Raw genomic sequence first — 25,250 nt, forward strand, 5'->3', positions numbered from 1 at the left:
CCGCATGTGGAAAGGTGTCGTGCTTGTGATTAACCGGATTATCAACGATTTCGTGGACAGGAAGTCCGCGGAGGCCTGTGCTCTCAGCGATAAGGTATGGGACACGCCTGAGGTCAATTTCGAAGAGGTGAGGTCTAGCGAGGCCCACCTCGAACTTCTGAAGCGTGAAGAATTCTCGTTTCAAACCGGTATTGCGGGAATACCAACCGCTTTTATCGCGGAGGCTGGTGACTCGGGGCCCGTGATTGCTATCTTGGGCGAATACGACGCTCTGCCTGGCCTGAGCCAACTGGCTGGCGTCGCGGAGAAAAGGGAGGCGACCGAGGGCGGAAACGGTCATGGTTGTGGGCACAATATCTTAGGGGCGGGATCCCTTCTTGCCGCTATTGCCGTGAAAGACTACCTCGCCTCGAAGGGGATCTCCGGCCGCGTCCGCTACTATGGATGCCCTGCAGAGGAGGGCGGTTCTGCCAAGGGGTTCATGGTTCGCGCTGGACTCTTTGACGATGTCGATGCCAGCCTGTGTTGGCACCCGGCAGCGTTCACGGGAGTTAACAGACCGTTTTCCCTTGCCTGCGCTGAACTCCAGTATAGTTTCACCGGCCGCGCGTCCCACGCGTCAATCGCTCCCCAACTCGGCCGCAGCGCACTGGATGCGTTGGAGTTGATGCACATCGGCATCAACTACCTACGCGAACATATGTCCTCGACAGCCCGTGTTCATTACGCAATCACGGATGCTGGCGGCCCCGCTCCGAATGTGGTCCAGGCTTTCGCTCAGAACCGCCTCCTTGTCCGCTCGAGTAGCCTTGGCGAAATGTGGGATCTGGTCGGCCGGGTAAATGAGATCGCGGGTGGTGCCGCCATGATGACAGGTACAAGCGTCGAGCGTCGTCAGATTAGTGGAGACGCCAACCTCGTCGCCAGCCCCGTTCTTGAACGCGCTATGCACGAGATCCTTGAAGCACTCGGCGGTCCCGACTTCGATGATGCGGACGAAAGTTTCGCCGCCGAAATACAGAAGACGTTCTCGAACAAGGATGTCGCTGCATCTTATGGTCGGTTCGGATTGATCCAAACGAAAGAAGAGGCTTTGAGCCGGTCCATCTATCCGTTGGGTTCCGGCAGTGATCACGCCGTCGGATCCACTGACGTGGGGTCTGTCAGCTGGGCGGTCCCAACGGTCCAATGCCGCGTGGCCTCCTACGCGATTGGAACCCCTGGACATTCCTGGCAGCTTGTTGCGCAGGGAAAGGCGAGTGCCGCTCACAAGGGGCTAAGGCTTGCGGCAAAGGCGATGGCAAGCGTGGCAGCCAGATTGATCGAGGACGAGGCGATGTTAGAACAGGCGAACGCGGAACACTTGGCATTCCGCGCGAACAACCCGTTCGTCAATCCGCTTGGTCCAGAAGTCATGCCGGCGCTTCCTCGCGCCCTCGACTGAGACCAGCTACCAAGGGCACCGGCCGCGGAAATTTACAAGCGTGGGAGGTGCCCTCGCTGACGCGGGAGCACACGCTATTGCTCAAATTGTGGATGTGGGGCGTGAACACGTCTCCCTAGGAGTATGCAGGGTGTCCGTGCCGAACCCGTTCCTCTACCCGCTTCGGCTCACACAATTAGCCGACCCTGCGGTCTCCCAAGACCTTCCGATCTCAACAATAGGTCAGCTAGTGCTCTGCTTGCTTTCGTCTCGCGTCCTTTTTTTCGGAACAGAGCAAATTCCACTTGCGGTAATTCAGGCAGGTTCTCACCGGTCGTCAGCGGGACCAGTTCAGGCGTCGTGAAGTTTGCGGCTAACGGAGTGACCGCGATCCCAGCTATCGCCGCCGCCCTGATTCCAGATAACGACGGCGATGTGTAAACGACATTCCAATCGCGCCCAGCACGATTGAGTTCGTCAACCGCTATGCATCGATAGAGACATGGCTTTGGGTAAACGGCGAGGGGAACCGGCTCATCAGATGCCAGCTTAAAATCCGGCGACGCGACCCAGACAAGTTTCTCGCGAAACACAAACTCCCCCTGTTCGTCACCGATTTTGCGTTTTCCGAGCACAAGATCGAAGTCGCCTGCATCCAGCCGCTCCACAAGATTACCACTCAGTCCGACGTCGACGGATAGGCGCACATTGGGATGGATCCGTTTGAACCGGGCAAGAACCTGCGGAAGCGAATAGGTCGCGAAGTCGTCGGAGGCGCCCAAACGCACCTGCCCCTCTAGTTTAGGGGCGTTGAAATGTTGCTTCGCGTCGTCGGCCAGCCGAAGGAACTTTCGTGCGTAGTCGATCATGATCTCCCCGTCCTCCGTTAGGGCGATAGCTCGCGTTGTGCGGCGCAGAAACGTGCGGGCAGCCTGCATCTCCAACCGCTTGATCTGGTGGCTAACCGTCGATTGGGTTGAATTCAGACGCTCCGCGGCGCGGCTAAAACCGCCACACTCAGCGACGGTCACAAACGTTCGCAAGAGTTCAGTTTCGAACATAGCGCGCTCCTCCCATAAAACGGCGTTGTTAATAAGTTATATTGAATAAATTCATTTCCGCAATGAAAAACTACCGTCTACGTTCCGCGGGGATGAGGTGGGCTTTCTCGCAAAGGTCGGCGTCGGCGAACGAGCCTCAGCAGCGCGAGCATGCCAATTCAATCTGGAGGCGGTAATGAATACGAAAGCAACCAGTTCCGCGGATAAGGGACCACTCTCAGGAGTAACGGTGCTCGACTTCTCTCGCGTGTTGGCGGGCCCCTACTGCACTATGATCCTTGCCGACCTTGGAGCTCGCGTTATCAAAATCGAGAAGGTCGGCAGCGGCGATGATACTCGCGCCTTCGGTCCGTTTCTTGAGGGCGAATCCGCTTACTTCATGTGCTTCAATCGGGGCAAGGAGAGTATCGTCCTGGATATCAAATCTCCCCGGGATCGCGAGCTTCTCGAACGGCTACTGAGCACCGCTGATGTTGTTGTCGAGAATTTCCGACCGGGTGTTCTTGATAGGCTCGGCTATGGCGCTGAACGTTTGGCGAAAACGCATCCGCATATCGTCTATGCTTCAATTTCCGGTTTTGGGCACACCGGCCCATTAAGCGGCCTTCCAGGCTATGACATGGTGGTACAAGCCATGGGTGGAGTCATGAGCTTAACAGGTTGGCCGGATGGCCCGCCGTCTCGTGTTGGAACGAGCTTTGGAGACCTTGGGGCGGCGCTGTTCGCCACGGTGGGGATCGTATCGGCCCTGTTGAAGCGTACAAAGAATGCGCAGGGCGCTCAAGTTGATATCGGGATGCTAGACTGCCAGGCCGCGCTCATGGAGACGGCCTTGGCGCGTTTTGATGTGGAAGGCATGGTGCCGACGAGGACAGGGGACGGCCATCCGTCTCTTGCTCCATTCGAGAGCTTCGCAGCGAGCGACGGTCGAATGATCATCGCCGCTGGCAATGATACATTGTTCATGTTGCTCGCGGATGCGCTCGGTGCGCCAGAATTGGCCATCGATCCCCAGTTCGCAACGAACGACCTTCGGTGCCGAAATCGGCCCGTGATGGTCGAGGCGATCGAGGCGCTCACCAAAAAGCGTTCTGTCGCGTCTTGGATCGACGAATTGAACGGGGCGGGCGTACCGTGCGCTCCAATCAATACGATCGATAAACTGCTCGACCATCCGCAGTTGGTCGCGCGCAACATGATCGTCAGCATCCAGGGCCAGGGACCCGCGACATTCCGGACCGCCGGCAATCCCATAAAGATCGGGGGCTATGCCGAACCGGACCCATCCGTTCCTTTGCGCGCGCCAGGGCTAAATGAGCACCGAGAAGCCATTCTCTCCGAATTAATGTCCGCCAGCGGCGCGTATGCCAGTGCGGAAACAGCAGACGACAGTGCCCGCCATAGCGTAATGAGCAGGGAGTCGTCCGCTCGGCTCAATCAAGGGTTCAAAGGAGAAGATGCGGAATGACATCAACCGTTTCCAACCAACAACATGAGGATCGCGCATCGCGTGCCGAGGCAAAAGCTAATAGCCGAGACACGCCTGCGGTCGTGGCTGCAAAGTATGAAACGATCATCGTCGAGACACGGGAAAGGGTTGGTCTAGTTACGCTGAACCGTCCAAAAACACTCAACGCACTGAGTAGCCAAGTCGGCGAAGAGCTGTTGGATGCGCTGAAGGAATTCGATCGCGACGAGCGCATTGGCGCGACCGTAATTTCGGGAAGCGTTCGCGCATTCGCGGCGGGTGCCGATATCGAGGAAATGGTCGAGAAATCCTTCAGTGAATTTTACATGAGGGATTTTTTGGCGTCGTGGGATGAGATCGCCAATATAGCGAAACCTATTGTCGCCGCTGTGAGCGGCTATGCATTGGGCGGCGGCTGTGAGCTTGCCCTTGCATGCGATTTCATTATCGCGTCGGACGATGCTCAATTCGGTCAGCCGGAGATAAAGTTGGGGATCCTTCCGGGTATCGGTGGATCTCAGCGATTGACGCGAGCTGTCGGAAAATCTCTCGCGATGGATATGATACTGACCGGGCGCAATATCGGCGCCGAGGAGGCGAGGCAGGTCGGGATTGTCGCCCGTGTCGTTGCCGCAACAGACCTGCTTCAGACGGCTTTGGAAGCCGCCCATACAATCGCATCCTACAATGCGCCCGCTGTTCGCATGGCAAAGCAGGCCGTAAATCGCGCGTACGAAAGCCCGCTCTCTGAAGGACTGAAGTATGAGCGACTTCTTTTCCAGGCAGCCTTCTCAACAGAAGGGCAGAAAGAAGGGATGGTGGCTTTTCTGAATAAACGGGCTCCCGTTTTCAGAAACAAGTAGAGGCGGTCATCGCGCGGTCGCTCGTCCGCCGGGCGGGAGCTCTCGATATGGTAAGCTCGCAAAGCGACCTCATCTCCGCATATTCCTTCACCAATAAATGAGCACGCGCTCCGCTGGCATTGCCGGGCACTCTCGGTGCGTCTGCAAGACACTATGAGGAAGCCGCTGATGAAGCGTCATCGCAACGTTAAAATACTTGCTACCCTTGGACCATCCTCCAGCGACGAAGCGATGATCGAAAAGCTGCATGTGGCCGGTGCTGATGTTTTCCGCATCAACATGAGCCATGCCAGCCATGACTTGATGCGCAGTCTGATCCGGCGTATCCGCTCCGTCGAAGCGCGCTCCGGCCGCCCAATTGGTATTCTCGCCGATCTGCAGGGCCCAAAGCTGCGTGTAGGTCAGTTTGCCGAGGGCAAGGTGGAACTGAAGGTGGGCCAGACCTTTACACTCGACAGGAACCTGGCGGCCGGCGACGCAACGCGCGTTTTCTTGCCGCATCCGGAGATCCTCGAAGCGGTCAAGCCGGGCCATCGCCTGTTGATCGACGACGGCAAGCTTACCCTTCGCGCTGAAAAATGCGACGGCGACAGCATCGTCGCGACGGTCATTGCCGGCACAAGGATTTCCGACCGAAAGGGCGTCAGCCTTCCCGACTCGCTGCTGACCGTCGGCGTTCTGACGGCTAAGGATCGGGTGGATCTGGATGCCGTTCTTGCGACCAACAATGTCGATTGGGTGGCACTCTCCTTCGTGCAGCGCCCGGAAGACGTTGCCGAGGTGAGCAAGATCGCCAAGGGCCGCGTCGGCATAATGTCAAAGATCGAAAGGCCGCAAGCGATTGAGCGCATCGAGGAAATCATCGCGCTGTCCGACGCGCTGATGGTGGCGCGAGGCGACCTCGGCGTCGAAATGCCGCTGGAATCCGTTCCCGGCCTCCAGAAGCAGTTGATCCGAGCCTGCCGCGTTGCGGGAAAGCCGGTCGTCGTTGCCACGCAAATGTTGGAATCGATGATCACGGCTCCAGTGCCAACCCGCGCTGAAGTGTCCGACGTTGCAACGGCTGTATTTGAAGGCGCAGACGCAATCATGCTGTCCGCCGAATCCGCTTCGGGCGACTATCCGGTGGAGGCTGTCGCAACAATGGCTTCAATCGCAACCGAGGTCGAGCGCGGGCCGTATTATCCGGGCATCATCTACGCGCAGCGCGCTCAACCTGAGGCGACCAGCGCTGACGCGGTTTCGCTTGCCGCGCGCCAGATTGCCGAGACGCTGAAGCTGTCTGCCATCGTGTGGTACACCTCCTCAGGCGCGACCGGCCTTCGCGCCTCACGCGAGCGTCCGAATGTGCCTATCCTCGCGTTGTCGCCGATCCTCACCACGGCCCGCCGCCTGGCGATTGTGTGGGGTTTGCACTGCGTCGTAGCAGGCGACGCGATCGATCTCGACGGTATGGTCAGCAAGGCTTGCCGTATTGTCTGCGACGAAGGTTTCGCTGGGCCGGGCGATCGCATCATTATCTCCGCCGGTATCCCCTTGGGTACACCTGGTGCGACCAACATGCTCCGGATTGCCCATCTTCAATGAAGGACCAAACGGCATGTGACACGGCGCCAGGGCCTGTTGTAAACCCCGCGTGCACATGCTGTTTCTGGCAAAATAAAATCATCGGTATTTGGACCGCTGGGAACTGCCATCACGGCATGCGGGGTCACTAGGTCCTTCATCCCTGCCTCACAGCGCAAAATTCCAGATGGTCTGCGATCGGCGTCTCCAGTGAAACGCAACCAGCCCGGGGCTCCTGTTTGAGATCAATCACTTAAGGCGATTGTCAGTGCTCCCGTTCGCGCTCATATAACGGAATAATGAATAGATCTTATTGTAATAATTCATTTCTACAATAAGAAAACCCGCCCTAAACTCACACCATAAGCAAGGGAGAAAGAGATGCTTTCTGGGTTTAGGGACATTGCTGTAGACGTCGACGGCATTAGAATTAATGCCGCGATTGCGGGCAATGGACCTCCTTTGCTGCTTATGCACGGTTACCCGCAGACCAATGCTATGTGGCATAAAATAGCGCCGCGGCTTGCAGAACACTTCACGGTCGTGGCGAGCGATCTTCGCGGCTACGGAAAGTCGGAGAAGCCGGAAGGCGGAGTTGGGCACGTCAACTATTCCAAACGCGTCATGGCGCTGGACCAGGTGGAGTTGATGCGGGCGCTGGCTTTCGACAGGTTCTCGGTCGTTGGTCACGATCGTGGAGCGCGGGTCGCACACCGTATGGCGCTTGATCATCCTGGTGTCGTGGATCGGATGGCATTGCTGGATATCGCGCCGACCGAGACGATGTATGCGATGTCAGACAAGCGTTTCGCGACCGCGTACTACCACTGGTACTTTCTAATTCAGCCGTTTGACCTGCCTGAACATCTGATCGGGCTCGCTCCGGACTACTACTTGATACACAAGCTGAAAGCCTGGAGCCGCGTGCCCGATGCTTTTTCGCAGGAAGCTATCGCTGAATACGTACGCCACTTTCGCGACCCCGAGGCCATCCACGCGTCCTGTGAGGATTACCGGGCGTCCGCGACTATTGATCTTGAGCATGACGCCGCCGATGCACACAGGAAGATACCACATCCGCTCTTGGTCCTTTGGGGCAAACTGGGCGTGGTGGGGCAACTATTCGACGTCGTCGATGCTTGGCGTGAAAGAGCGGACGATGTTCAAGGTGCGGGATTGGCCTGCGGCCATTTCCTCGCCGAGGAGGCGCCTGAAGAGACGCTTCAGCTGTTGACTGATTTCTTGCTTCAACCAACCAAAAAAGGGGAATGAAATGACTCTGCGCAGACCATCACGCCAAGACATCATCACGTTGAGCAGCCAGACCAACGTCAATTTGACGGAGGCCGAACTCGACGTAATCCATGAGTTGGTCAATCTCAATCTGGACACCTATGACGAGCTCGACCAAATGCCGGACCCGGTGCGTGAGATTACGCCGGCTGTGCGAATTCCAGGCGCGCGACCAACTCGCAACGAGGATCCTCTAAATGCTATCGTTCGGTATGTGGACGTCAAGGCCGTCGACAGGACGAAAGGGCCGCTGTCCGGCAAGAGAATTGGCATCAAGGACACGGTCAGCGTCGCGGGGATCCCGACGACCGCCGCATCGCGACTTCTCTATGACTACACACCGGATATCGACGCGACGGTGGTCAAGCGTATCCTTGAAGCAGGTGGGCACATTACCGCCATGCTCAACACAGACGATTTTTCGTTTTCAGGCGCCGGGCACACGAGCGCGTATGGCCCGGGGTTGAACCCCGCCGATCCCAAGTATCTGGCTGGCGGTTCGTCATGCGGCTCGGCGTCCGCCGTTGCCACCGGCCTCGTTGATATGGCTCTTGGGGGAGATCAGGGCGGATCGATCCGTATGCCCGCCTCCTGGTCCGGCATCGTCGGATTGAAGGCCACACATGGACTGGTTCCCTACACGGGAATTGCCGGCTTTGACCCGACCATTGACCATATCGGTCCGATGACGCGTACCGTCGAAGATGCCGCACTGTTCCTGTCGGTTATCGCGGGCAAGGACGAAACCAGTGCCGACCCGCGTCAACCAACGCAAATTGAACGCCAGGATTACAGCGGCGCTCTGACGGGATCGATCAAGGGCATGCGTATCGCCGTGGTCGAAGAAGGTTTCCACACTCCCGAGTCGATGGAATACGTCAATAGCACGGTACTCAAAGCTATCGAGCACTTGCGTGGCCTTGGCGCCATCATCGAAACGGTATCCGTGCCCGAGCATCGTACTGTCATGCCGATTTGGACAGCCGTCGCGGTTGAGGGCGGCCTGGACGCGTTCAATCACGGTCTTGCCCCTTATGGCACCAAGGCCTGGTACAACACGCGGCAGATGGCGGCGATGTCGAAGGCTATGAAGACAAATGGCGGAGACTTTTCGCCGACGACGAAGGTCGGAGTGATTTTGGCGGCGTATATGAAGCAGCAATATCACGGTGTCTTCTATGGTCGCGCGCAGAACCTCTCGCGCCGGCTGACGAGCGCCTATGATCAGGTGCTCTCCAAGTATGACCTCGTGGTCATGCCCACTACGCCCCAAACTGCGCACGAAGTGCTTCCAAGTCCGGAAGTCGATCGCCGCGCGCATATTTCGCAAGCACTCAACATGCTTTGGAACACGGCGACCTTCGATTTGACCGGCCATCCGTCGATCTCGGTTCCTTGCCGTGACGTCAGCGGTATGCCCGTCGGCCTGATGTTCACCGGTCGAGCGTTCGATGAAACGACCGTTTTGCGGGCCGCCCACGCCTATGAGGTCAGCCGTTAACGTCTTTGGAAGCACCTCCCGCCCGCTCTAGGCGAAGCGGGAGGAGCATATCGCAAAAAGGGATATGATCATGCTTACGACCAAACGCCAATTTCTAAAGATCAGTGCCGCGACCGCGGGTGCGCTGGCTACGCCGACATTCTTCACTAAAGGCGCCATGGCAGCGGATACGATCGATGTGGGGGTTGTGTTCTCACTGACGGGCGGAACATCCATCATCGAGAAGTCTCTGGCGGATGCGACCCTTATGGCAATCGCCGAGATTAACGCCCAAGGCGGTGTCCTTGGTAAACAAATCAAAGCTATTCAAGAAGATGGGGCGTCGGATCCAAAGACCTACGCCGAAAAAGCGTCGAAGCTCGTCGTGCGGGACCGTCTCGGAACTGTCTTTGGCGGCCTGACGTCCGCGAGCAGAAAAGCTGTTTTGCCCATCTTCGAAAGACGCAACAGTCTGTTCTTCTACCCAACTTACTATGAAGGGTACGAATGCTCGGACAACGTCATCTATGGCGGCGCTGTACCAAACCAGCAATTGTCGAACTTTATTCCCTGGATTATCAAAACTCTCGGCAAGAAGAAGTTCTTTATCGTCGGCTCCAACTATATCTATCCTCAGGAAATGTCCAAGGTCTGCAAGATCTTGATTGAGGAAAACGGCGCCGAATGGGTGGCGGACGAACATCTTGAGCTGGGCGACTCCGAATGGGGCGCCATGGTGAACAAGATCAAAAACTCTGGTTGCGACGCTGTTCTTTCGAATGTCGTCGGTGACTCGGTTGTGGCCTTCTACCGCGAGTACAAGAACCAGGGGCTGACGCACGACAAACTTCCAATCTGCGCCACGGTTACATCCGAAATAGAAATTGCCGCTATGGGCGCCGAGTATGCTGTCGGCGGCTACACGTCATTTCCCTATTTCCAGGCGATTGACACTGATGCCAACCATTCATTCATCGATCGCTACCGGAAGTTCGTGAACGACCCCAAGGCGGTCACCCATCACGCCATGGAGTGTGCCTATACAACCGTGTTCCTTTGGAAGCAGGCGGTTGAAAAGGCCGGCGACATTTCTCCAGACCCCATCCGCGAGGCCATCCGCGGTCAGGAGTTCGATGCACCGGACGGTCGTGTGAAGATTGAACCACAGAACCTGCATACGTGGCTCACACCCCGTATCGCCCAATGGCAGGCCGATGGCCAGGGCAAGATCGTCGATGAGTTCAAAGAACCGATCATGCCACTGCCCTATGCCGCCTATGGCGAGACGACGTCAAATCTCTTCTGCACTCAGAAGGGTCTCGATCCGGCGAAGTTGAAAATCTAGTTCAGGCTGCTGGCTGCCCCAGTGGGCAGCCGGCCAACAGATTGGGTGTCGTCATGTTGGATGCAATATTTATCGGATTGAGTCTGGGCTCGATTCTGCTCTTGGTAGCTCTCGGTCTTGCGATTACCTACGGAGCTATGGGTGTTATCAATCTCGCGCACGGCGAGATGGTAATGATCGGTGCCTATACTGCGGTATTGGTTCGTATCTGGCTCAACCTCGGTCTACTGGTGGCAATACCTATTGCCTTCGTCGCCGCGGCTTTGATGGGATATGTTATCGAACGACTGATCGTGAGAAGGCTTTACGGACGATTGTTCGATACGCTTCTGGCGACCTGGGGGGTTTCGATCCTTCTGCAACAGGCGGTGCGTCTGGAGGGTGGTCTGTCATTCTTCGGAATCCACATCGCCGGGCTCGGTTCGGGTCTTCAAAGAGTTGATCTACCGTCGTGGCTGATCGGTGCCGTCAACATCGCGGGACTGGATCTCAACATATACCGGTCGTTCATCATTCTAGTCACACTCGCGTTGACCGCTATCACGTGGGCGATCCTCTATCGCAGCAGTATCGGGATGCAGGTTCGCGCCATCATGCGAAATCCACGAATGGCCGCGGCTTCAGGTATCGATGTGAGCAGGATAAATTCCCTTACCTTCGCTTACGGATCCGGACTTGCTGGGATCGCGGGAGTGATGATGGCTGGCTTCAAGACCGTTTTTCCAGACATGGGGACATCGCTTGTAGTGGATGGTTTCCTGGTCGTTGTTGTCGGTGGCGTCGGAAGCCTTGTGGGTTCTGTTGTGGCGGCAACGATGCTCGGTCAGATCAACGGTATGGTTGCCCTTCTCTCTAACGATGTCGTGGCGCGGGCTGTCGTGTTCGCTGTCGTTGTCGCAATCATTACTTATTGGCCGAAGGGCCTGTTTTCCTACAAGGGGCGCTGAGATGATCACGTCGAGAAGAATAGAGGTCCTTTGCTATATTCTGTTTGTTATCGTCGTCATGGCGTTGCCGCTTTTCCTGGACGACTTCGGTTTAAACCGCATCGCGAAGTTTCTGGTCTACGGCATGCTTGGGATCGCGATCGCGCTTTCTTGGGGTTACGCCGGCATCCTTAATCTGGGACAGGGGCTGTTCTTCGGAATGGGCGCCTACATGCTGGCAATGTCGTTGAAGCTCGCGAGCCCGACAAGCCTGGCGCAGGGTTCTGACAAACCGATTCCAGATTTCATGCTCTGGAATGCGGAGCCGGGAGCGCCCACGGAACTCTGCTGCATCACCAAGGTATCGTTTCTCTGGCTGCCGTTCCAGTCGCAGACGTTTGGTATCGTCATGGGTATCGCGCTGCCGCTCGTCGTCGCCTACCTCCTTGGAAATCTTTTGTTCCGTAAGCGGATCGCCGGGGTGTTTATCTCGATCGTTACTCTCGCGCTTGTCCTTCTGGTGCGACTACTCGTGGTCAATATGCAGTCGCTTACCAATGGCTTCAACGGTCTGACCGATCTTGGTTGGCTTACAGTCGGTGGCTACGAGTTCGATGCGTATTCGAGCACTACCTATTACCTGGTCGCCGCTATATGCTGCATCGCGTTGGTTGGCTCTCGATTGCTAACTGAAACGCGTGCGGGCCTAATCCTTCAGGCCATTCGTGACGATCAGAACCGGGCCCGCTATCTTGGCTTTGATGTACCGGTATATCAAGTGTTCTTCTTCTGTGTCTCAGCAGGCATCGCCGCGATCGCCGGAATGCTGTTCGTGGTGGTGACCGAGTTCGCGTCACCAACTTTTCTCGACCTGTCGTTTTCGATCACTATGGTCGTATGGGCCGCGCTGGGCGGGCGATCATCCTTGCTAGGCGCTTGTATAGGCGCAATCCTGATCAATGTCATCGAGGCGGGTGTAAGCGAGACCGACGCCCTCGTGGAAGCGTGGAAGGCCATCATTGGTTTGATTTTCATCCTCGTCGTCCTCTTCCTTCCTCGCGGACTTGCCGGTCTTGGGAAAGACATCGCTGACCGTCTGACGCGCCGGGACAACAAAAATGGTGCAGCCAATGTCAATGCCGGGCAGGAACCGACACTCATAAGGAGGAATGCGTGATGCCAGTCGCACTCTCTATCAAGGATCTCGGCGTCTCTTTTTCAGGCTTTAAGGCGGTCGACGGTGTTTCGACTGAAATTATGGAGGGGGAGCTCCGCGTGCTGCTCGGGGCGAACGGCGCCGGCAAGACAACATTGATGGATCTGATCTCCGGCAAGACGGCAAGCAGCCAGGGCCGTGTGTCACTCTATGATGTCGAGATCACGAATTGGGATGAGCACGCGATCGCGCGTGCTGGAATAGGCCGAAAGTTTCAAATCCCAACGGTATTTCGCGACCTCAGTGTACGCGAGAACCTTCTTGTCGCGAGTTGTCAAAAACGGGGCGTGTTCGCCAATATGGGCTTCCGTTTTGGCGACGAGGAACAGGCGAGAGTGGATGAAACTCTTCTGATGATCAATCTCTCCGATAAGGCGGATTGCCAGGCGGCAGTGCTTAGCCATGGCCAAACTCAGTGGCTGGAACTTGGCTTGCTGATTGTTCAGAACCCCAAGATCCTTTTGCTGGATGAACCTACCGCTGGAATGACGCAGACCGAGACCCAGCGCACCGCCGAGATCATCAACCGCTTGAAAGGCAAGCACACTATTCTGGTTGTTGAGCACGACATGGCATTCATTCGCGAAATCGCTGAAATCATCACTGTCATGCATATGGGGCGCGTGCTGGCGGAAGGTTCTATCGCAATGATCGAACAAGATCAGAAGGTCAAGGATGCCTACCTCGGAACGCAGAGGATACACTGATGCTACATCTCGCGAACCTCGATAGTTTCTATGGACGAAGCCATATCTTGCACTCCGTCTCCCTTTCGGTGATGCACCCGTATATCACCGTGGTGCTGGGGCGGAATGGTACGGGTAAGACGACGCTGTTCAACACCTTGATGGGTTTGACCGACCGCGCCACTGGAATGATTCATTTCTTTGGCGAGGAAATCGCCCATAAGCCCAGCCACCAGAGGGCACGTGCCGGCATGGCGTATGTTCCCCAGGGGAGAGAGATCATTCCGGATTTTTCTGTGAAGGAAAACATCCTGATGGGCACCTATGCGCGCTCAGATGGTCGCACAAAAATCCCAGACGTCGTCGGCGATCTTTTTCCATACCTCATGGACAATCTTGAGCGCCCCGGAGGCCTTTTGTCAGGTGGCCAGCAACAACAGTTAGCCATCGCGCGCGCGCTGGCTTCGGATCCCAAGCTCCTACTGATGGACGAACCTACCGAAGGAATTCAGCCAAACATCGTGGCGGAAATCGAGCACCTCATCGTCAAGTTAAATAGCGAAGCGGGTATCTCGATCCTCCTCGTCGAACAGAATGTCGAGTTTGCTCGACGCGCGGGGCATTTTTTCGCAATGATGGAAAAGGGAAGGATTGTGGCGTCCGGCAAAATGGACACCCTCTCAGACGACCTTATTCATCGTCATTTGGTGATCTGACTGATGCTTGCACGAGAGCTTCTGGTGAATTGTTTTCAGGCCGCTGTACGGGCGGCGGATCCGCACGCCATCATACCGCGGTTTTTGCCACAACGGCCAAGAGGTCGAACGATCGTGGTTGGCGCTGGAAAAGGGGCGGCGCAAATGGCCGCGGCGTTGGAACGAGCATGGGAGGGCCCTTTGAGCGGCGTCGTCGTTACCCGTTATGGCTACGGCGCGCCAACTGAACGGATAGAGGTCATTGAAGCCGCCCATCCCATTCCGGACGCAGCCGGTCTGCGGGCCACACAACGCCTCGTTTCGGCTGTGTCAGGTCTGACGAAAGATGACCTCGTCATCGCGTTGATCTGCGGCGGCGGTTCCGCGCTCCTACCATCACCCGGGGGTGACCTCACATTAAACGATGAAATAGCCGTGAACACGTCCTTGCTGCGATCGGGCGCGCCGATCGAGGTCATGAATGCCATCAGGAAACACATCTCGACAATGAAAGGCGGAGGATTGGCGGCAAGCGCATACCCCGCCAAGGTCGTTTCGCTCATTGCCTCGGATATTCCTGGCGATTGCATTTCGCTAGTGTCTTCTGGGCCAACGGTCGCGGATAGGACGACCCGGATGGATGCCCTTGCCTTCATCGAACAATATCGGATCGATCTGCCGGTATCTGTCATGATGCACCTGCGGTCGGAAAGGGCCGACTCCTTTGACCCGGATGACCCTCGGTTCCAGGGCAATGAAGCCTTTTTGATCGCATCCGCGGCCGGATCGCTCGAGGCTGCGGCGGCCGAAGCTAGGGTCAGGGGTATTGATGCGATCATCCTCTCGGATTCCATACAAGGGGAAGCTAGCATTGTTGGCGGCGTCCATGCCGCCATCGCGAGGGAAATCGCATTACGGGACCGCCCCTTTAAGAAACCAGTGCTGCTACTATCGGGTGGTGAGACGACGGTAAGCATGCGTGGGTATGGAAAAGGCGGAAGAAATAGCGAATTCGCACTCTCGCTTGCTATTGAGCTGGACGGTGTGTCCCGCGTGACAGCGCTTATCGCGGACACCGATGGTATCGATGGTTCTGAAGACAATGCGGGTGCGTTCGCCGACGACAAGTCGGTGAGACGAATGCTCGATGCGGGTATTGATCCGCGTGCGTGTCTCCTCCAGAACGATTCCTGGACGGCTTTTGAGCGGGTTAATGACCTCTTCGTTGTCGGCCCGACTGGCGTCAACGTCAATGATTTCCGGGCGATTCTTATCGAGTAGACGCTCGGAGTTCTCGTCGGACAAAAGATTGTGAAGTTGTTGCGCGAAGGAACGCTCCCATGACGTTGCACTACACTAAACCGGTCGCCCGTATCCGCGATGAGGGGCGCCGTCCATGGTACGGGCTGGTTAGCGCTGGGCCGATATGTGGTCACCTGCGCGCATGTTGTGGACGAAGCGTTGACGCGGAAACGGGTAGGGTGGATCTGCCATTGCCATTGCCATTGCCATTGCCATTGCCATTGCCATTGGCTGCCGGCGCAAGCGTTGCGCTGGTTTGCCGATCGTCATATCGCCGAAGACGCGCGCTCAAGCAGCTGAACAAAAGCGGCAACGTCTGCCGCAGGCTTTGGCTTTCGCGCGCAGCGAATTGCCGGTCGTGCGGTCACAGTCTGTTTTCTACTGGGGTATGAATCGGGAAAGCATTATTCTGAGTTGCAAGTTCTCGGCGTGAATCCGCTTGGCCAGCTCGGCCTTCAGGCGCTTGTTCTCTGCGTCAAGGGCGGCGATTTCGTCGATCATATTGATTTCGGCGGGTGTCGTGGGTGCATCCACCTCAACACCAATACGCTTCGGAGCGCCTATGCGCGTGACCATGCGCCCCCGTTTGGCACGTTTTGGTGGAGCGATCGTCGACGCGACCTTTGAATCCAGTTCACACTTCGCAATCTCTGGAACTGAAGACAGACCGACGCCCTCTTCAGGATTTGCCAATCCTTCGCCAGGACCCTCGGGCGAAGCGGCTGTGATGGAGCCCGAAACACTTTGCACTTCGAGTTTGCTGCGCGTGTCGGAAATCTGGGCGTCCGCGAAGGGCGGCGCACTGTCGGTATGCGGTGCGATAAACAGTTGAGATGAGTCTGTTTCAACTTCGCGGGCCAGGGCTTTAAGGTCGGTATCTCCCCAAATGGAGTTCGAGCGCGCCTTTGTTTGCCGCCGGCTTGATTTGAATTCAATGACGAATTTCGGGTGTCGCGATTTCATGCCTTGTAGTCCCTAACACGCATCGTACGAGCCGGCGGTATCGAGCCCCGCAGCTGCAATTTGGCGACAGATATAGCGCATCTTCACCCGCTTCAACCAACCTGCCCGCTGATCGAAAGGCGAGGGGACTTGTAAGGCCATGAAACTGACAACGATCTCAATGGCTCACGCCAACCCAAGCCTCTTCTTCAGTTCCGCGTTTTCCGCGCGCAGTTTTTCGGCAAGAAGCACACGGAGGCGCTGGTTCTCCGATTCAAGTTGGATGAGATTGGCGAGATCGTCTCCACCTGAGCTAGGCTCGTCTTTGGTCTCAGCAACAGGCATCACGGTTCGCTTCCACTGATAGTAGGTTTGTTCCGAGATCCCGGCGCTCTTGATCGCGTCCTTGATTTTCGTCTTGCCGCCACTGACCTGTTCTTCAATCAGCTTAAGCTTCGCAAGCTTTTCTTGTTCGGTGAGTCGAGCCTTAGCGGGCGCTTTTTTTTCCGAAGTCTCCTGCGGGACCTGCCTTTTTACCCCGGCCGCTTTCGCCTGCCTTGGTGAATTGTTTTGCTTGCGTGCAGCCTTCACTGGCGCATTCCCGTCGACGACAGGAACAATCGATTCCATTGCATTTTCGTCAGCCATCATACGTTCCCTCTGTAGCCGTAATCGTTCTCAACGGAGTGAATTGCAGAGTCAACACACCAAAGCGGCTCTTTGTTGCCTATCATTCGGTAGGCGAGCCATTTCAATATGGATCGGGAAAGGGGGTGAGATCGCCGCGGTCGTAAGCGGTGTCTGAAGAAATCCTTCGGAAGAAGAAGTTATAAATCAACGATATGCGAGAATGTTGTGGCCAATTGATAAATGGTCGGTCGGTAAGGACGCTCTCGCCGCAGGTCCTGAATTCGTTCCCTTCGGCCTCCATCAAATTCTTCGCTAGGAATGCCAATCTTTCCTTCGGCGGTTCGACCGTCACGGGTGAAGCCTTCGTCAATCGCGGTGTCGTTAGATCACGACGAACAGCGATCTTCACCTCGATTGTTCCTATCGGCAGAGGTAGTAGGTGACTCTAGGAGCTCTCCACCGCCGCTTCGCGAAGCGCGATCGCTCCAATGGATGCCGGAGTGCAAGCAAGCCCAGGCCACCTGAAAGGGTTGGCGATTGTGTCCGCCACTCGCGTTGAAAATGGAGAGTGGTTGCGACGTCTAACGTTTGAACGAAGTCGACGGGTCCTCCGCGCGCTTACGATACGGTTGTTTGGGTGGTTTTCAGGCGTTGTGCTTTGGCCTGGCGACACAACGAGTTTCTGTTGATGCAGGGGCGAACCATTGATGGTCGAGCACGTTGTGCCGGGCCGCATTCACTACGCAGGGATCCACCCTTGAAAACATGCCGCGAGTTCGCCGATCGACGTCTTCTGTTTTCCCGGCTCCACAGCTAGGCCGCATGGCTGGATTGCGGGAGACTGATCGCGGTTATCACAGAGGAGTCACCCGGCGGTTCGCAAGTCTCGTTCGCTTCGTTTAGTGCGAACACCTCGATAGGTTCACCAAGCCCGCGCAACGGAAACAGGCCCATGCGCTCCAACCCGGTATAGCAGCGTGCTTCATCCGCGAAGGCACCGGATACCAGCACTGAGCGTCCGATTTCCTTGGTCAAACTTTCCAGCCGCGAGGCGATGTTAACCGCCGGGCCGATTACCGTGAAATCAAGCCGCTTACTGGATCCGATGTTGCCATACATGACGTCTCCGACATGGACGCCGATGCCGTAATTCAGCATCGGCCTGTTCCGGACATGGTTCTGTTCGTTCAGAGCGGCCATGTTGCCTCGAGCCTGCCTGATGGAATCGAGAAGGTCTGCACAGGCGCGCGCGTGAGTGAGGGGAAAAACTGCGAGAAGCCCGTCACCCAGAAATTTCAGAATTTCGCCCCCGTTCTTCTCTATCGGCTCCGATATGGCATCGAAATACGCGTTCAACATTTCGATCACATCGTCGCGTTGCCAAAGATCGGAGATTTGTGTGAAATCCCGAAGGTCGCAAATCAAGATCGCCGCGCTAACGGTAGCGCCGCTTCCGCGAGTGGTCGCGCCCGCGAGTATCTGCTCGCTGGCATGGGGACCGACATAGGTTTCAAGCAACGTTCTCGCGAGAACGTTTTTCAACCTTATCTCGGTTATCAATGAGAGCGCCGGGACCAGGTCTTTCAGGAACGCGAAGTGTTCCAGTTTGAAGCCGCCTGCCTCCCTCGTCGAAAAACTCACGAAGTGTCTCCTGCCAAGAGTATGGTCCATCGGCCAGGCAACGTAATCCGTGGAGCCTTGCTCAACGAGCTCATTTAGAAGAGGCCAGGAGCGCTCAAATGGTCCCTCTTCCAAACGTTGTCTAACTTCGCTGGATCCCTGGTAGATCTCGAATGCCGGGCTCAGGAGGAATTCTGGGGTCTTCTCCATGCCGTAGTCAAAGGTATGGATCGTCGCCTGCGCGTTTCCAGCATGCCAGAATATCCGCGCGCCCAGCCATTGCGGATGATAGGTGCGAAAATGTAGCGTTGCGCGCGTAATCGGAATTCCGGCGGCGTTCAGTCGCTCGCAAAGATCGACGAAGAGATTATCAATATAGCGTTCCGTTCGCGTTTCATTCATCAACCAGTCGAGAACGCTATGACGCTGATGAGGCCACTGACCGTCTCCAGGAACGAAGCTCAGATTTGTGGGGGTCGTGTTCATGAAACACTTTCTTGGTCTGTGTCGAAGAGGCGCCGTGCGCGGTCTTTCCGAAAAGCGATGGAGCTTTGTTTGGCGCCGACGATGGGACCCCATCGCCGGCGATCATCGGTGCCCGGGTCAAGCGGAACAATTGGACCCGCTTGACGTGTCAGCTAACGGTAAGCCGACTCTCCATTCGTCGTCACTGTGCGTGACTTGGTGCCCAGTTTCTGGATGAATGTGTAGAAGGCGGGGGTGAAGATCAGGCCGAAAATCGTCACGCCGAGCATTCCGTAGAACACCGCAGTACCCAGGGACTGGCGCATTTCCGCTCCAGCGCCCGTCGCGACGACAAGCGGGAAGACACCCAGGATGAACGCGAAGGAGGTCATCAAGATCGGGCGTAGGCGGACCTGGGCGGCGGCGGTGGCGGCTTCTTCGGGTGTATCGCCATCACGTTCACGTTGGTGAGCGAACTCGACAATGAGGATCGCGTTCTTTGCCGCGAGACCGACCAGCACCACGAAACCGATCTGCGCAAGAATGTCGATCGGAAGTTCGCGAATGCTCAATCCGGTGGCGGACGCCAATAGGCACATCGGCACGATCAGAACAATTGCCAGCGGCAGTTTCCAGCTTTCATATTGTGCCGCCAGCACGAGGAAGACGAAGAACGCGGCAGCGGCGAAAACCGCGATCGTCGGAATGCCCTGCTGCTTTTGCTGGTGGGAGAGTTCCGTCCATTCGATCTCGAAGCCGGGAGGCAGTACCTGTTGGGCTAACTCTTCCATCCTTTCAAGCGCCGTGCCGGAGGCGACGCCCGGTGCTGCGGACCCCAGGACGTCGGCTGCTGGGTACAGATTGTAACGCGGCTGACGGTAAGGCGCGGTGCTGTCCCGGAAGCTCGCAACCGCGCTGATCGGAACCATGTCACCGCTTGCGTTGCGGACTTTTAGTCGGCCGATGTCGTCGGCGGTTTTCCGGAAATGCTGATCCGCCTGGGCGACAACCTGATACGTGCGGTTCAGATAATTGAAGTCGTTCACGTATTGCGAGCCGAGATAGAACTGCAATGTTGAGAAGACGTCACTTGGCGTCAGGCCGAGTTTCTGCGCCTTTTCACGATCGATGTCGGCAAAGAGTGAGGGTGCGCCGGCATTGTAGAGCGTGAACACTCCAGCGAATGCCGGATCTTTGTTGGCGGCGGCCACGAGAGTATTCGTTGCGTCGGCAAGTTCCTGAGCCGTGTGGTCCCCACGGTCCTCCACCATCAACTTGAAACCACCTGCGGCTCCTAGACCCTGAACGGCAGGAGGGTTGACCACGATGACGACGGCGTCTTTGATCCCGGCGAGGGCTGCGCGGACTTTCGGAAGCATCGTCGCGGCAGTGATGCCGGGAACGTGCTTGTCATAGAGGGACGGCAGCGAATAAAAGATCGTTCCGACGTTCGGGGCGATTGTGTTGGTTGTGACGTCAAGGCCCGCGACTGGGGACATGTGCTCAACACCGTGGACTTTCAGAATGATTTCCTTGACCTGGTGGATAACCTCGTCCGTCCGCTCGAGACTTGAGCCCGGTGGGAGGATCAGCACAACAGCCTGATAGCCGATATCCTGTTCGGGAATGAAGCCTTCCGGCAGTCGCGACATCTGGAAACCTGTCAGGCCGATCAGCCCGATGTATGCGATGCCGACGATCGCTGTCGCGCGTACAAGCCTTGCCGTCATCTTGCCATAACCCGACGACAGCCATTCGAAGCCCGAATTGAAACGTCCAAAAATGCTGTCGACGACGCGTTTAACACCGCGCGACTTTTGATGGGCGTGGTGTGACTTCAAGAAGGCAGCGCAAAGAGCCGGGCTCAGGGTCAGCGAGACGATGAGGGAAATTAGCGTCGATGCCGAGATGGTAACCGCAAACTGCGTGAAGAACAGGCCCGAAATCCCGCTGATGAAGGCCGACGGAACAAAGACGGCGCATAGTGTCGCTGCGATGGCGACCAGTGCTCCGGACACCTCGTCCATCGTCTTGTGCGCTGCTTCCCGCGGCGACATGCCGAGAGACATATTCCTTTCGACGTTTTCGACCACGACGATCGCATCGTCGACGACAATTCCCACCGCAAGGATCATGCCGAACAGCGAAAGGTTGTTAATCGAGATACCGAGCACGGAGAGAATGATGAATGTGCCGATCAGTGAGATCGGGATTGCGATCACGGGGATGATTGTCGCCCGCCAATTCTGAAGGAAGATGAAGACCACGCCCACGACCAGAATGACCGCGATGATGATTGTCTCAATGACTTCGTGGATGGACTGGCTGACGAACGTCGTCGGATCATAAATCCTCATGTAGTCCATGTCTGACGGAAATGATTTCTTCAGTTCCGCCATCTTGTCCCAGATAGCGTGTTCGACCTCGACGACGTTCGCACCCGGTGTGGCAATGGCAAACCAAGGCGCGGAGGGGTAATGGTCGGCGTAAGCGATTGAACCGTAGTCGATCGAACCGAGTTCCACACGAGCGATGTCACGGATGAAGGTGACGCGGCCAGAACTGTCGGACTTCACGATTACGTCACCGAATTGTGCAGGCGTAGTCAGACGACCGAGAGCCTGAACGTTGATTTCGTAGGCAGCATCGGTTTGAATGGGTGGTTGGTTTAAAACGCCGGCCGAAACTTGTGCGTTCTGGGCGCGAAGCGCTGCAAGGATCTCATTGGAGCTAACACCGACTGCCGCTGCCTTGTCAGGATCCACCCAAATCCGCATGGCGTACCGGCGCTCCCCGAAGACCTGAATGTCCGCTACACCAGGAAGACGCGCAATCTGGTCGCGAACTTTCAGCATGTAGTTGGACATGTATTCGACACTGCGTGTGCCGTTCGGGGAGTAAAAATGGACGCCGAGAAGGAGAGCCTGGATGGTCTTTTTCACCTGCACGCCCTGCGCCTGAACTTCGACCGGGAGCCTCGACAACGTGTCCTGCACACGGCTCTGCGTCAAAAGCAGAGCGGTATTCGGATCCGTGCCAACCTTGAAGATCACCGTGATGGTGAGTTGGCCATTGCCCGTCGACTGGCTGCTGATGTAGTCCATTCCCTCGACGCCGTTGATGGCCTGTTCGAGCGGCGTCGCAACTGTGCGAGCGACAACTTCAGCGGACGCACCCGGGAGCCTGGTTACCACTTGAATGGTCGTGGGTACGATATCCGGGTATTGGGCGACCGGCAGAAACGTCGCGGCGGCAAGCCCGAACACCACAAGGAAGATGTTGATCACTGCGGCGAACCGCGGGTGCTCAATAAAGAAGTGGGAAAGTCTCATAGCTCAATTTTGCCTTAGCTGTCAGTTTGACGCGGTTTGGATTTGCAGATGCTGCTGTGTGACAATCACACCGGCGCGCGACGAGTGCTGGCCGTCACGCGGATCCGTAGATCCTCAATCTGTTTCGAGGTGCGGCATCGCTCCATCTCTCAGGACGATGTGTTCGGCCGGATGAGCACGGACGGAGGCGTCGCGAACGACAAGGTTAGCGTGGGCGACAGAACCGCCGCCACGTCAGCGGACCGCGAGCGTTCGAGATATCACAGTCCCGCTTCCCCCAATGGATCGAGCGAGCCGCGTCTGTTAGCTTGTGACTATTTCGGGACTACGCCAAAGCGGCTACCGCTTGGTCGAACGCGGCGACATCTTTGTAGATGCGGGCAAGGATCATTCCACCCTCTAAGGTGGCCATCACCTGGAAGGCGCGCGCCTGGGCGTCCGTACCCCCAATCCTTTGCGACAAATCCTCAATGCAGCGTTGGAAGAATGCAAGGATCACGCTTGCGACTTCGGGCGCGAGGCCTCCGGCTTCGGCGCCGAGTACACCAAAGAGACACATCCGGCCATCTCTGCTGAACGACGACCTGAAGGCTTCACGATAGGCGGCAATCGCCTCACTCGCGCTTTCGCCTGGCTTTGGGGCGACGCTCAGGAAGAAGCGGTCCGCGTAGCGCTTCGCCACAGCAGCCGTCATCGCAGACTTCGTCGCGAAATGATGGTGAACGCTCGCGCTCTTAATGCCAGCCTCGGCGGCCAAATCGCGAAAGCTGAATCCCGCGTAGCCTGCGTCCCGAATGTGGTCTTCGGCGAGGTTCATAAGGAGGCTTGCTGTATCTCTCATAACCTTTTCTGTCCTCGCTTCAAAGTTCCAGCAATCTCGGCTGCCTATCTATCGTTAGATATACAGCTAAGCACGCAAAAGGAAAATCCCTTGTCGATCTTCATCTAACCATAGTCAGTAACCCTTTCTGACATCAGTCGGCTCCAGTCCTCCTCAGTGCTCAGTTTGTCGCGGTCTGGATCTTCTGGTCTTGTGGAGTGACAGTGGCGCCGGCCCGAGCGATAGGAATGCCGGAGACGATGATGCGGTCGGAGGGCTCCAACCCAGAATGGATTACGCGCAGACCGTCTCGCAGATCACCGATCTCGACCTGTTTCGGGGTGACGATATTGTCCTTTCCGACCGTCAGGACGACATGCTCAGACTGATCGGGTAGGACAGAGGCGTCAGGCACGAGAAGGGCAGGAGACGCGGGAGCGATGGGAACGAGGACGCGGGCAAATCCGCCGGGCGTCAGCAGACCGTCAGCGTTCGACACGGTCGCGCGAGCGTGGATCGTGCCGCTCGAGGAATCGAGCGCGTTGTCGATAAAATCGAGCGTGCCGACATGGTTGAACTCCTTTTCATCGGCGAGGGCGATCTTGACCCTGGCTTCAAGCGTATTGTTGCGCTTCTGGCGCTCGCGCTGGAAGATCAGATAGTCAGACTCGCTCATGTCGAAGTTCAGATATAGCGAGTCGGTAGATACGATCGTCGCAAGCAGGGTGGTCGGGCTAGTGGCCGCACGACTGCCGGCAATCAGGTTGCCTTCGGACACTTGGTGCGTGCCTATGCGTCCGGTAAATGGCGCGGTGATACGTGTCCGGTCAAGGTCGAATTGGGCATCACCAATATCGGCCTTCGCAGCATCGACCGCAGCCTGCGCCGCGCGCTGTTCGGCGACCTTCTGGTCGGCGTTTTGTGCGGTTCCACCGCCATTTTTTTTCAGTGCGGTGGCACGCGCTGCTTCAATAGTGGCGAGTTCCAGACGTGTGCGTGCAATTGCAAGCGCGGCATTCGTCTTGATGAAGTGGTTTTGATAGGGCGTTGGGTCGATCTGGAACAAGAGATCGCCTTTTTGAACAACATCGCCATCTTTGAAAGCGATCTTTGTGAGCGTGCCGCCTACCTGAGCGCGCAACTCTACCTGCTGGGCGGCGGAAAACTGGCCAAGAAGAGTAAGTCGCTTGTTGATGTCGCGTTGAACCGGCGCGCTGACGGCGACAGTTGGAGGCGTAACGGCGACCGCGGCCTCGGTGGGTTCAGCAAGGAACTGAGGTCCAAGGAATACAACGCCTGTGACGACGGCGATCGCGATCAGCGATACGGTCCAGGTCGTGGCACTACGTTTCTTGATGGGATTGTTGGCGTCATTGACCGTCTGTTGACCGGGCTTGATGGCTGAAGAGGGGAGGTTATCCGTCACTTTTAACGTCCTGTGGATGAGATCAGGTGCGCCGTCACTATCTATCGATAGGTTGGTTACCGCCAGATAGTGAAGGAGGCGGCGCGAGTCAAGACACTACCTATCGATAGAGAGGGCGGTTTGTGGTGAGATTTGAATATGGCACGTGGCGCTCATCGCGAACGGATCGAAGGCTCTGACGAGGGGTGGTGGCTCTTCCGCAGGGGCGCAATCCTCCGCTCAGCGCGCGCGCTGGGCCGAGTTGATGGTTCGGTGGCTCCAACGACGTCTTTATCACGTCGCTGCAGATCGTCGACAAAAACCGGGGGATCCCTACGGACTGACGCTGACCCAACCAGCCGCCGATGGCGGCATCGATTTCGAACCGAGATTAACTGGCATGTTTTCTCGCTGGGCTTCGATGCACGTCGATGTAGCGCGAGAAAGCATCAGCCAGAGGACTTTTACGAGGAAAGTGCCTGAAAGGTCATCACGAGGCAAAAGCGATGTCACGATTTGCTGACTCCGGTCAGTTGGATTTCGGTGTCACGGCAATCTGGAAAATGGTCCATCGCGACATGATCTGACGCCGCTCTTCTATTTGAGCGCAACATGCCGTTGCACTGACCGCTTCGCGGATCCTGTACCTGTTGACGATGCCACTCTCGTGAAGCGTCGCCATATGAGCGCTTCAGTGATAGAATGACCCCGC

Annotated in this window: 20 protein-coding genes; 12 read left to right on the forward strand and 8 right to left on the reverse strand. The window is 56.8% G+C overall.

Annotation, left to right across the window (positions count from 1 at the left end):
- The first annotated feature begins 4 nt into the window (after nt 1–4).
- Nucleotides 5–1,444 (forward strand): amidohydrolase, encoded by a 1,440-nt coding sequence (locus ABIE33_RS18290; RefSeq protein ID WP_429127667.1) that lies wholly within the window; start codon nt 5–7, stop codon nt 1,442–1,444.
- 167 nt (nt 1,445–1,611) lie between these two features.
- On the opposite strand, the gene ABIE33_RS18295 is transcribed toward ABIE33_RS18290, so the two are convergent.
- Entirely contained in the window at nt 1,612–2,484 is an 873-nt protein-coding gene (locus ABIE33_RS18295; protein ID WP_429127670.1) for a LysR family transcriptional regulator, read from the reverse strand.
- A gap of 175 nt (nt 2,485–2,659) precedes the next feature.
- On the opposite strand from ABIE33_RS18295, the gene ABIE33_RS18300 reads away from it, so the two are divergent.
- The 11 genes from ABIE33_RS18300 (at nt 2,660) to ABIE33_RS18350 (ending at nt 15,303) form a co-directional block, all read left to right on the forward strand.
- Complete coding sequence (locus ABIE33_RS18300; protein WP_429127673.1) at nt 2,660–3,952, forward strand: CaiB/BaiF CoA transferase family protein; 1,293 nt, start codon at nt 2,660–2,662, stop codon at nt 3,950–3,952.
- Nucleotides 3,949–4,815: an enoyl-CoA hydratase gene (locus ABIE33_RS18305; RefSeq protein WP_429127675.1), complete on the forward strand. Its 867-nt coding sequence runs from the start codon at nt 3,949–3,951 to the stop codon at nt 4,813–4,815. Before ABIE33_RS18300 ends, ABIE33_RS18305 begins: the two co-directional genes overlap by 4 nt.
- A 168-nt stretch (nt 4,816–4,983) precedes the next feature.
- Entirely contained in the window at nt 4,984–6,402 is a 1,419-nt protein-coding gene (pyk, locus tag ABIE33_RS18310) for a pyruvate kinase (RefSeq protein WP_429127678.1), read from the forward strand.
- A 360-nt stretch (nt 6,403–6,762) separates the two neighbouring features.
- Nucleotides 6,763–7,653, forward strand: coding sequence for an alpha/beta fold hydrolase (locus ABIE33_RS18315; RefSeq protein ID WP_429127681.1), 891 nt, complete (start codon nt 6,763–6,765; stop codon nt 7,651–7,653).
- A gap of 1 nt (nt 7,654) precedes the next feature.
- The gene (locus tag ABIE33_RS18320) at nt 7,655–9,175 is read left to right on the forward strand and encodes an amidase (protein WP_429127684.1); all 1,521 of its coding nucleotides are present in this window, start codon (nt 7,655–7,657) and stop codon (nt 9,173–9,175) included.
- 70 nt (nt 9,176–9,245) lie between these two features.
- Nucleotides 9,246–10,499 carry a transporter substrate-binding domain-containing protein gene (locus tag ABIE33_RS18325; protein ID WP_429127685.1) on the forward strand — a complete coding sequence of 418 codons (1,254 nt, stop codon included), beginning with the start codon at nt 9,246–9,248 and terminating at the stop codon, nt 10,497–10,499.
- A 53-nt stretch (nt 10,500–10,552) separates the two neighbouring features.
- The gene (urtB, locus tag ABIE33_RS18330) at nt 10,553–11,446 is read left to right on the forward strand and encodes an urea ABC transporter permease subunit UrtB (RefSeq protein WP_429127688.1); all 894 of its coding nucleotides are present in this window, start codon (nt 10,553–10,555) and stop codon (nt 11,444–11,446) included.
- Between the two features lie 58 nt (nt 11,447–11,504).
- Nucleotides 11,505–12,602, forward strand: a complete 1,098-nt coding sequence (urtC, locus tag ABIE33_RS18335; protein ID WP_429127966.1) for an urea ABC transporter permease subunit UrtC — start codon at nt 11,505–11,507, stop codon at nt 12,600–12,602.
- Complete coding sequence (gene urtD / locus ABIE33_RS18340; protein WP_429127690.1) at nt 12,599–13,348, forward strand: urea ABC transporter ATP-binding protein UrtD; 750 nt, start codon at nt 12,599–12,601, stop codon at nt 13,346–13,348. The genes urtC and urtD overlap by 4 nt, the downstream gene beginning before the upstream one ends.
- Nucleotides 13,348–14,043 carry an urea ABC transporter ATP-binding subunit UrtE gene (gene urtE, locus ABIE33_RS18345; protein WP_429127692.1) on the forward strand — a complete coding sequence of 232 codons (696 nt, stop codon included), beginning with the start codon at nt 13,348–13,350 and terminating at the stop codon, nt 14,041–14,043. The genes urtD and urtE overlap by 1 nt, the downstream gene beginning before the upstream one ends.
- A 3-nt stretch (nt 14,044–14,046) precedes the next feature.
- Nucleotides 14,047–15,303 carry a glycerate kinase type-2 family protein gene (locus tag ABIE33_RS18350; protein WP_429127695.1) on the forward strand — a complete coding sequence of 419 codons (1,257 nt, stop codon included), beginning with the start codon at nt 14,047–14,049 and terminating at the stop codon, nt 15,301–15,303.
- A 399-nt stretch (nt 15,304–15,702) separates the two neighbouring features.
- Here the strand turns inward: ABIE33_RS18350 and ABIE33_RS18355 are convergent, their stop codons facing one another.
- The 7 genes from ABIE33_RS18355 to ABIE33_RS18385 all read right to left on the reverse strand — a co-directional run bounded on the left by ABIE33_RS18355 (nt 15,703) and on the right by ABIE33_RS18385 (nt 24,559).
- The gene (locus ABIE33_RS18355; protein ID WP_429127698.1) at nt 15,703–16,287 is read right to left on the reverse strand and encodes a hypothetical protein; all 585 of its coding nucleotides are present in this window, start codon (nt 16,285–16,287) and stop codon (nt 15,703–15,705) included.
- Nucleotides 16,288–16,452: 165 nt separating this feature from the next.
- Nucleotides 16,453–16,914 carry a transposase gene (locus tag ABIE33_RS18360; RefSeq protein WP_429127700.1) on the reverse strand — a complete coding sequence of 154 codons (462 nt, stop codon included), beginning with the start codon at nt 16,912–16,914 and terminating at the stop codon, nt 16,453–16,455.
- A gap of 103 nt (nt 16,915–17,017) precedes the next feature.
- On the reverse strand, nt 17,018–17,305 hold the full coding sequence (locus ABIE33_RS18365) for a hypothetical protein (protein WP_429127702.1): 288 nt from the start codon (nt 17,303–17,305) through the stop codon (nt 17,018–17,020).
- 404 nt (nt 17,306–17,709) lie between these two features.
- Nucleotides 17,710–19,002, reverse strand: coding sequence for an adenylate/guanylate cyclase domain-containing protein (locus ABIE33_RS18370; RefSeq protein ID WP_429127705.1), 1,293 nt, complete (start codon nt 19,000–19,002; stop codon nt 17,710–17,712).
- A gap of 152 nt (nt 19,003–19,154) precedes the next feature.
- Complete coding sequence (locus ABIE33_RS18375; protein ID WP_429127707.1) at nt 19,155–22,313, reverse strand: efflux RND transporter permease subunit; 3,159 nt, start codon at nt 22,311–22,313, stop codon at nt 19,155–19,157.
- Between the two features lie 325 nt (nt 22,314–22,638).
- Nucleotides 22,639–23,130 (reverse strand): TetR/AcrR family transcriptional regulator, encoded by a 492-nt coding sequence (locus tag ABIE33_RS18380; protein ID WP_429127709.1) that lies wholly within the window; start codon nt 23,128–23,130, stop codon nt 22,639–22,641.
- 184 nt (nt 23,131–23,314) lie between these two features.
- On the reverse strand, nt 23,315–24,559 hold the full coding sequence (locus ABIE33_RS18385) for an efflux RND transporter periplasmic adaptor subunit (RefSeq protein ID WP_429127712.1): 1,245 nt from the start codon (nt 24,557–24,559) through the stop codon (nt 23,315–23,317).
- Nucleotides 24,560–25,250 lie beyond the last annotated feature (691 nt).

The sequence above is a fragment of the Ensifer sp. 4252 genome, from assembly GCF_050434565.1.
GTDB lineage: Bacteria > Pseudomonadota > Alphaproteobacteria > Rhizobiales > Rhizobiaceae > Ensifer.

What these genes read in the sequence shown, in the direction of transcription:
- ABIE33_RS18290 (WP_429127667.1), top strand. Translation starts at nt 5, where the DNA reads ATGTGGAAAGGTGTCGTGCTTGTGATTAACCGGATTATCAACGATTTC.
- ABIE33_RS18295 (WP_429127670.1), bottom strand. Translation starts at nt 2,484, where the DNA reads ATGTTCGAAACTGAACTCTTGCGAACGTTTGTGACCGTCGCTGAGTGT.
- ABIE33_RS18300 (WP_429127673.1), top strand. Translation starts at nt 2,660, where the DNA reads ATGAATACGAAAGCAACCAGTTCCGCGGATAAGGGACCACTCTCAGGA.
- ABIE33_RS18305 (WP_429127675.1), top strand. Translation starts at nt 3,949, where the DNA reads ATGACATCAACCGTTTCCAACCAACAACATGAGGATCGCGCATCGCGT.
- pyk (WP_429127678.1), top strand. Translation starts at nt 4,984, where the DNA reads ATGAAGCGTCATCGCAACGTTAAAATACTTGCTACCCTTGGACCATCC.
- ABIE33_RS18315 (WP_429127681.1), top strand. Translation starts at nt 6,763, where the DNA reads ATGCTTTCTGGGTTTAGGGACATTGCTGTAGACGTCGACGGCATTAGA.
- ABIE33_RS18320 (WP_429127684.1), top strand. Translation starts at nt 7,655, where the DNA reads ATGACTCTGCGCAGACCATCACGCCAAGACATCATCACGTTGAGCAGC.
- ABIE33_RS18325 (WP_429127685.1), top strand. Translation starts at nt 9,246, where the DNA reads ATGCTTACGACCAAACGCCAATTTCTAAAGATCAGTGCCGCGACCGCG.
- urtB (WP_429127688.1), top strand. Translation starts at nt 10,553, where the DNA reads ATGTTGGATGCAATATTTATCGGATTGAGTCTGGGCTCGATTCTGCTC.
- urtC (WP_429127966.1), top strand. Translation starts at nt 11,505, where the DNA reads ATGGCGTTGCCGCTTTTCCTGGACGACTTCGGTTTAAACCGCATCGCG.
- urtE (WP_429127692.1), top strand. Translation starts at nt 13,348, where the DNA reads ATGCTACATCTCGCGAACCTCGATAGTTTCTATGGACGAAGCCATATC.
- ABIE33_RS18350 (WP_429127695.1), top strand. Translation starts at nt 14,047, where the DNA reads ATGCTTGCACGAGAGCTTCTGGTGAATTGTTTTCAGGCCGCTGTACGG.
- ABIE33_RS18355 (WP_429127698.1), bottom strand. Translation starts at nt 16,287, where the DNA reads ATGAAATCGCGACACCCGAAATTCGTCATTGAATTCAAATCAAGCCGG.
- ABIE33_RS18360 (WP_429127700.1), bottom strand. Translation starts at nt 16,914, where the DNA reads ATGGCTGACGAAAATGCAATGGAATCGATTGTTCCTGTCGTCGACGGG.
- ABIE33_RS18370 (WP_429127705.1), bottom strand. Translation starts at nt 19,002, where the DNA reads ATGAACACGACCCCCACAAATCTGAGCTTCGTTCCTGGAGACGGTCAG.
- ABIE33_RS18375 (WP_429127707.1), bottom strand. Translation starts at nt 22,313, where the DNA reads ATGAGACTTTCCCACTTCTTTATTGAGCACCCGCGGTTCGCCGCAGTG.
- ABIE33_RS18380 (WP_429127709.1), bottom strand. Translation starts at nt 23,130, where the DNA reads ATGAACCTCGCCGAAGACCACATTCGGGACGCAGGCTACGCGGGATTC.